Genomic DNA, 4,181 nt, shown 5'->3' on the forward strand with positions numbered 1-4,181 from the left:
TAATCTATATTCCGCCTTTTAATTAAACTACACTTGTAGCTTGTAAGTTATTTTAATTATTATTCTGTAATATCTTATTTTCTTTAAAGTAGTTTCCCCCAAACTACTCTATTAACATAATCAGTGTAAGATATAATTATCCTCAATACTTTTTCAGAAACATTAGGCATGCTATAGTTTTTAACTTGTCTTAAAGTATTTTCCTTTTGTGTATCTAAAATTTCTAAACCTTGTAATACTCTTACTTTATTCAAACCAACCATCATCACAGCAGCTTCTTCCATCGCCTCAGGCCGTTCATGAGCCTGCCTAATATTAAGCGCTCTAAACCCAAGAATTGAAGACTCTTCGCTAATGGTCCCACTATCACTCAAAACAGCTTTCGCCTTTGTTTGAAGTTTCACATAGTCATTGAACCCAAGAGGTTTCATTGTCTTGACCAATGAATGGAACTTAATATTCTTTGCAATAATCATGTTTTGCGTTCGTGGGTGTGTGCTAACGATTACCGGCAATTTATATTTGTCTGCAATTGCATTTAAGCTTTCCACTAAGTCTAAAAAATTGGTTTCTGAATTTATATTTTCATCCCGGTGAGCCGATACTACAAAAAACTGTCCTTCTTCAAGTTGCAATTTCCCAAGAATATTAGAGTTTTCTATATCAACTTTTCTTGATTCCAAAACTTCAAACATCGGGCTTCCAGTTTTAATAATACGATCTGCTGGAAGACCCTCTTTTAATAGATATTCTCTAGCAATATCACTATAAGTTAAATTTATATCTGCTGTATGATCGACAATCTTTCTATTTGTTTCTTCTGGCACACGCTGGTCAAAGCAACGATTTCCGGCTTCCATATGAAAAATTGGAATCTGTCTTCTTTTTGCAGCAATTGCGCAGAGGCAACTGTTAGTGTCGCCTAGAACTAAAAATGCTTCAGGTTGAACTTCTTCAAGTATCGGATCTATCTTTACTAAAATATTTCCGATTGTTTCTATAGCTGTACCATTCGCAGCATTTAGGAAAAAATCAGGTTTTCTAAGATTGAAGTCTTTGAAAAACACTTCGTTCAACTCATAATCATAATTTTGACCTGTATGTACTAATATATGTTCTATCGCATTCGACTCTTCTAATTTATTAATGACAGCGGATAAACGGATAATTTCCGGTCTGGTTCCAACAACTGTCATTACTTTTAATTTATTCATTCTTAAACCTCCAAAAAAATCGTATCTGGCTTTTTCAGATCAAAGCTTTCATTGACCCACATGATAGTGACTAAATCTGTTTCTCCTACATTTACAATTGAGTGTGTATATCCTACAGGGATATCGACTACCTGGAGCTTTTCTCCATTCACTTGATATTCAATGATTTCTTCTGAATCAATATTTCTAAATCTGATTAAGGCTTCACCGCTGACCACTAAAAATTTTTCATTTTTTGTATGATGCCAATGATTCCCTTTCGTAATTCCAGGTTTGGAGATGTTAACTGAAACTTGGCCACGGTCCGGCGTACGCAGGAATTCAGTAAACGACCCTCTATTATCTGTATTCATCTTTAAATCGTATGCAAAATCGGTCTCTGGCAAGAAACTTAAGTAAGTGCTATAAAGCTTTTTAGTGAGTCTATCGGCCATATTTGGTACAGCGAGATTTTTACGGATTTCTTTAAATGATCTAATCGTATCCGCTAGACTTCCGAGTGTAACCGAATGGACAACCGGAATTTTACAATACTGATCTTGTTGAGTTGGAGTTCCGTTTAATGCATTTATGAATTCCACTAAAACATCGTCTATGTATGTCAACGATAGATCCGCCTCTGGATTGTTTACTTGAATTTCGATATCTCTAGCGATGTTATAACAATACGTCGCGACTACTGTATTATAGTTTGGCTTGCTCCATTTTCCGAAGACATTTGGCATTCTGTATACATACACCTTTGAAGCAGTTTCATGTGAGTACTTAAATACCAAGTCTTCTCCAGCCTTCTTGCTTCGACCATAAGCGTTATCTTTTTCAGCTTGAATAGAAGAAGTCATCAACACCGGTGATGTATTCTTGTTCTTTTTTAGAAGCTCTAGCAGCGAGGACGTCAAATCGTAATTTCCTGCCATAAATTCCTCTTCTTTTTCTGGACGGTTGACACCCGCTAAGTGATAAACGAATTCGCATTGCTTAGTGTATTCTTCTAAATCCCTTAGAGAGTTGTTTCTATTAAATAATAGCAACTCTGTGTACCCCTGGTTTTTCAATTCAGTAGCCAAGTTTTTTCCGATAAAACCGGATGCACCTGTAATTAGAATTTTAGTCATTGAGTAACACCCATTTTAGCTAGTTCTTCTTGAACTATATCTAAAGTCAATAAAAGATTTTTGATCTCTTGAATAGAAAGGCGGTGAGTATTGTGGGAATTGTATTCCCAGCCTTCTGAGATTTCTTCTTCGCCTTCTGTGAAAAACTTATTGTAGTTTAGATCACGGTTATCGGCAGGTATTCGATAATAGCCGCCCATATCTTTAGCTACAGCCATTTCTTCGCGAGTCAGAAGTGTTTCATATAACTTCTCACCGTGGCGAGTACCAATTACTTCAATAGGATTGTCTGCTTTAAATAGCTCTTTAAGTGCTTGTGCAAGTTCTCCAATTGTTGAAGCTGGCGCTTTTTGAACAAAGATATCACCTTGGTTTGCATTAGTGAAAGCGAAGAGAACCAATTCTACAGCATCATCTAGGGACATTAAGTATCTAGTCATTTCGGGGTCAGTAATTGTGAGGGGATTTCCAGATTTAATCTGTTCGATAAAAAGAGGAATCACCGATCCACGGGAAGCCATTACATTGCCATAACGCGTTCCGCTTATTGTGGTATCTTCGAAATCAACAGTACGGGATTTTGCAACAGTCACTTTCTCCATCATCGCTTTTGAAATTCCCATAGCATTTATCGGATAAACTGCTTTATCGGTTGATAGGCTGATCACGTTTTTAACATTATGTTGGATAGCAGAATTAAGAACATTCTCTGTTCCCAGAACGTTTGTTTTAACTGCTTCCATGGGAAAAAATTCACATGAAGGAACTTGCTTCAACGCAGCTGCGTGAAAAACATAATCAACATTTACCATAGCTGTATTTACACTGTTAATGTCTCGGACATCACCAATATAAAATTTCACTTTGGTATTGTTGAATTGCTTGCGGATGTCTTCCTGCTTCTTTTCATCTCTGGAGAAAATCCGAATTTCTTTAATGTCCGTTTCTAAAAACCTTTTTAATACAGCGTTCCCGAATGAACCTGTTCCACCAGTTATTAGTAAAATTTTATTTTCAAACATTTTTTTCTCCTATCTGTACATAATATTACTTATGCAAATCTATTTTTAACGAGAGTATCAGAGCTTAACTAGATATTTATTCTATTTTCAGAAAAAAATATCTTGCATTCTGCTAAAAATTATATTTAACTTATATTTACTTTATATTAAAATTGTTGAAAAATTCCTTAGTTATGTTTTCGAACCTCTTGTAATAGAAAATTCTATTCTCATTGCAATATTTTTTCATTAAATACACTTTTTCTTCATCTAAATTTAAAATCCGCTCAAATTGTTGCTGTCTCAAAATTTTGTCTTCCATATTTAAAAAGAATCCATTTTTTCCTTCTACTATATAATTTTCTAAATCTGAGGTTTTGGTAGTAATGACCGGTATTCCTGAATTTAGACTTTCAGATACTTTAGTGGGGAATCCAGCAGTTGTATCTCTATTAACATCTCTATACAACATACTAAAATCTGATCTCATTAGACTTTTAACTACTTCAGAATTATCTTTCATTCCATGAAAAAAAATATTATTAGCTAAATTCTCTAAATAAACCTTCTGTTTCGGAAGTACTTTTAAGTATTCCTCTTTCGTAAAACCATAAATATTAAAAATAAAATCACAGTTGTTTTTTTTTGCTTTATCTAACAATTCAATCGTTATATCAATTCTATCCTTTAAGTTAGAGTAATTTTTTAGCTCTTGTCCTTTTCTAAAAGGAACTCCTGCATAGCATATTATTTTTCGATTTTTATTTCCCACTTTTTTTACTTCATTGCTATAATACTCACTTGCTAAAGGTGGTAAAATTAAAGTCTTACTTTCTTTTTTATAGTAATTT

General features: G+C 34.2%; 4 protein-coding genes. All 4 read right to left on the reverse strand.

Annotated elements, in window-relative coordinates; translation table 11 throughout:
- Positions 1-83: 83 nt before the first annotated feature.
- Positions 84-1,214 carry a non-hydrolyzing UDP-N-acetylglucosamine 2-epimerase gene (wecB, locus tag QMA09_RS16845; protein WP_290213964.1) on the reverse strand — a complete coding sequence of 377 codons (1,131 nt, stop codon included), beginning with the start codon at positions 1,212-1,214 and terminating at the stop codon, positions 84-86.
- Between the two features lie 2 nt (positions 1,215-1,216).
- On the reverse strand, positions 1,217-2,329 hold the full coding sequence (locus QMA09_RS16850; protein ID WP_290213965.1) for a polysaccharide biosynthesis C-terminal domain-containing protein: 1,113 nt from the start codon (positions 2,327-2,329) through the stop codon (positions 1,217-1,219).
- Positions 2,326-3,351, reverse strand: coding sequence for a polysaccharide biosynthesis protein (locus QMA09_RS16855; RefSeq protein WP_290213966.1), 1,026 nt, complete (start codon positions 3,349-3,351; stop codon positions 2,326-2,328). The genes QMA09_RS16850 and QMA09_RS16855 overlap by 4 nt, the downstream gene beginning before the upstream one ends.
- 136 nt (positions 3,352-3,487) lie before the next feature.
- Positions 3,488-4,181: glycosyltransferase (locus QMA09_RS16860; protein ID WP_290213967.1), on the reverse strand; the 694-nt coding region annotated here is incomplete at its 5' end.

The organism is Planococcus sp. APC 3906, from assembly GCF_030407685.1.
Taxonomy (GTDB): Bacteria; Bacillota; Bacilli; order Bacillales_A; family Planococcaceae; genus Planococcus; species Planococcus koreensis.